Raw genomic sequence first — 3,545 nt, 5'->3', positions numbered from 1 at the left:
GTTCTAGGTTCTTCAATACAGTTGCAAACTAAATATACATGGTAAACTTTTCCTAGCGCCTATTTCTTCCTAGCGCCAAAAACCTTTATTTTTTACCATGCATCGCTAGTCGCTCTAGCTTTTCTTTTAGTGACGGTGGTGCGCTTTGTGCAATCGCATTAAGGTAATCAGCGGTTTGTTCACTCATAGCTAATTTATTCGCGGGAGTGGCGTTAGCTGTTTTTAACGCATTATTTGGACTTAATCGTTGGCTGGCTTGTGGGTTAGCGGTAATTTTGATTTGCCCAAGTTCTGCCATACCGGCACTACGAAAGTGTGACAGCATATCCATTTTTAAGTAGTTTAAACGCAGTGCTATAGGTGCAGATACCGCCTCAATCATCAGCGTACCATCGCGATAATTACTAACGCGACATTTTCCACCTAAATTAGCGCCCAAAAATTCACTTAACAAAGTTTGTTGTTTATCTAATGCTTGGCTTTTACCTGCATACGACGACAATCGACCACTCAGGCCAGCCATAATATCGTTTAAAGGTTTTGGCGCGAACCTATCTTTAGCCATGCAAAACACCAAAAGTTACATTGAAGAGACTGAGTTTAATTGAATGCAAAGGTTAAAGCTACCTCGAGAAATGAAAGATACGGGGTTAAAGGTTAAAGGTTAAAGGTTAAAGGCAGAGATTAGCTACACCTGAAATCTAATGACTGATGGTTCAATACAACCGCGCGGCATAAAGCCGCGCCTACGTTTTAAAATATAGGAACCAGATCTTAAAGCGCAGGTCCTAGTCACTTCCCTAGTACCCTTGTCTTCCTAGCACCTTTAACCTGTTCGCGGTGGCAAGCCACTCGCCTACAAGCAATTAATTAAACACCGAGATAAACCTTAACACCGTAGGCGTTGAGCTTGCTGACGCATAAATACCGAAACAATATTGAATATCGCGGTGGCAAGCCACTCGCCTACAAGTGATCAATTAAACATCAAAATAAACTTTAACACCGTAGGCGTTGAGCTTGCTGACGCAAAACACGGAGCCACATTTAAAATGCGGTGGCAAGCCACTCGCCTACAAGTAATAGATTACACATCAAAGTAAAATTTAACACCCGTAGGCGTTAAGCTTGCTGACGCACCAACACCGAGCCACATTTAAAACGCGGTGGCAAGCCACTCGCCTACAAGTGATTTAACACCGAGATAAACCTTAACACCGTAGGCGTTGAGCTTGCTGACGCAAAAACACCGAAACAATATTGAGTATCTCGCCTGCAAGTGATTTAACACCGAGATAAACCTTAACACCCGTAGGCGTTAAGCTTGCTGACGCAAAACACCACATTTCAAACGCGGTGGCAAGCCACTCGCCTACAAGTGATTTAACACCGAGATAAACCTTAACACCGTAGGCGTTAAGCTTGCTGACGCGAAAACACCGAAACAATATTGAATATCGCGGTGGCAAGCCACTCGCCTACAGTGAATAATTAAACACTGAGATTAACGTTAACACCCGTAGGCGTTAAGCTTGCTGACGCGAAAACACCGAAACAATATTGAATATCGCGGTGGCAAGCCACTCGCCTGCATAAGCATATACACAAAAGGTTAATGCCAGGCAAATTGTACAAAACGTAGGAAATGGCTTTAACCATGAATTTTATAATCCCCGCATCATAAAGCCTCCGAGTACCTTTAACCTCTAACCTTCTCTCTTCAACCTTTTAATTTGACATTTTTTATCCTAACCTTGTTTCTAATTTGTATAATTTAATCAACAAGGATCAACCATGAAAATTACCCATCATGGAGCGGTGAATGGGGTTACGGGGTCATGCCATCAGTTAGATTATGATCAACACTCATCGGTGTTGATTGACTGTGGGCTTTTTCAAGGGGAAGACGCCGGGTCAAGTTTAGCTATCAACTTTGATATCTCAACTGTCACTGCGCTGATTGTTACGCATTGTCATATTGACCACGTTGGCCGCATACCTTACTTATTTGCTGCTGGTTTCTCTGGCCCTATTTTTACTTCGAAGGCATCGGCGAGTTTATTGCCATTAGTGATTGAAGATGCACTTAAAGTCGGTGTAACGCGAGATCAAAAAATTATTAACGCCTGTTTAAGCTTACTTGCCAAGCGTATTGTCGCTATCGAATTTAATAGCTGGTTTGACTTACCAACCACCAGCAACAAGCCCACCGCGAAAGCTCGCTTACAGCGTGCCGGGCATATTTTAGGCTCCGCCTATGTTGAAATAGATATAGGAAAAAAACCGAATTCCCATCGCGTGGTATTTTCTGGTGACCTAGGAGCGCCGCATACTCCGCTACTGCCTTCCCCAAAAGCGCCTTACAAAGCCGATACTTTAGTGATCGAGTCAACCTATGGTGATAAAAACCATCAAGGCCGAAAAGAACGCACGCAAACACTGAAAAAGGTGATTGAAAAAGCCGTTGCCGATAATGGCATTGTATTAGTGCCAGCGTTTAGCATTGGCCGTACGCAAGAGTTACTGTACGAATTGGAGCAAATAATTCACAACGCAGCTAAAAATTCACCATGGCAAAATATAGAGGTTATTGTTGACTCCCCTATGGCAGCTAACTTCACCACAGAGTATCGAAAATTTAAAACCCTCTGGGACGATGAAGCAAAAAAACGCTTAGCCAAAGGTCGCCATCCATTAAACTTTGCGCAGTTGCATACTATCGACAGCCACCAAGAGCATATTGCCGTAATTAATTACCTAAGCAAACGCAAACAACCCGCAATTATTCTTGCCGCTAGTGGCATGTGCACCGGCGGGCGAATTGTGAATTACCTAGAGCGATTTTTACCTGATAAAACTACCGATGTGATTTTTGTTGGCTACCAAGGCCGTGGCACGCTCGGCCGAGATATTCAAACCTATGGACCAAGTAATGGTTATGTGCATATTAATGACCATAAAATCACCATTAACGCAGCAGTACACACAATCAGCGGCTACAGTGCTCATGCAGATCAAAACGGCTTAATAAAATTTGTAACAGGTATGTGTAAAAAGCCCAGCCATATAAAAATAGTCCATGGCGATGATGATGCAAAACAGGCATTAGCCCAAGAGTATCGAGAGGTACTAGGAGAAGGAGTTAAAATTGAAATTGGGGAATCGTTGACGAGCTTCGAGTAGCGGGCTACGAGCAGCCCGGTGTTAAATTTAGTCTAATTCCTAGTCTTTAACCTTTTCATTATTCTGTGTAGCACAGGTTGTGAGATTCTCATGAGCTTTTGATTACATAGATCAATTTCCCAAGCATTCTCCCAATTACTTCGCACTCATTTAATGCGAACTATGTTTGCTCGTGATTGATATAACCAAGCTCAAAAACAATCATAAGCTGCGTTTTTAATTCTCCTACAGAGCCTTTCCCCCTGTGTCAGGATAGTTGTCGCCTCTAACTTTTAATAGAGGCAGATAAAAATGAGACGTCGATTTACACAAGAATTTAAAGTTCAAGCGGTTGAAAAAGCATTATCTCAATGTGATGATGT

2 protein-coding genes are annotated in these 3,545 nt (G+C 42.6%); one reads left to right on the top strand and one right to left on the bottom strand.

Translation table 11 applies throughout. The features are described from left to right. Positions 1-85 precede the first annotated feature (85 nt). Positions 86-565, bottom strand: a complete 480-nt coding sequence (locus H5154_RS22415) for a DUF721 domain-containing protein (RefSeq protein ID WP_182719683.1) — start codon at positions 563-565, stop codon at positions 86-88. Between the two features lie 1,229 nt (positions 566-1,794). Here H5154_RS22415 and H5154_RS22410 point away from each other — a divergent pair. Continuing rightward, positions 1,795-3,183, top strand: a complete 1,389-nt coding sequence (locus H5154_RS22410; protein ID WP_182719682.1) for an MBL fold metallo-hydrolase RNA specificity domain-containing protein — start codon at positions 1,795-1,797, stop codon at positions 3,181-3,183. The last annotated feature ends 362 nt before the right edge of the window (positions 3,184-3,545 follow it).

It is taken from the genome of Pseudoalteromonas sp. SR44-5 (assembly GCF_014163675.1).
Taxonomy (GTDB): Bacteria; Pseudomonadota; Gammaproteobacteria; order Enterobacterales; family Alteromonadaceae; genus Pseudoalteromonas; species Pseudoalteromonas rhizosphaerae.
This window is presented reverse-complemented; position numbering and strand designations above follow the sequence as displayed.

Excerpts from the sequence above, each read along its gene's own strand:
- H5154_RS22410 (WP_182719682.1), top strand. The coding sequence starts at position 1,795 with ATGAAAATTACCCATCATGGAGCGGTGAATGGGGTTACGGGGTCATGC.
- H5154_RS22415 (WP_182719683.1), bottom strand. The coding sequence starts at position 565 with ATGGCTAAAGATAGGTTCGCGCCAAAACCTTTAAACGATATTATGGCT.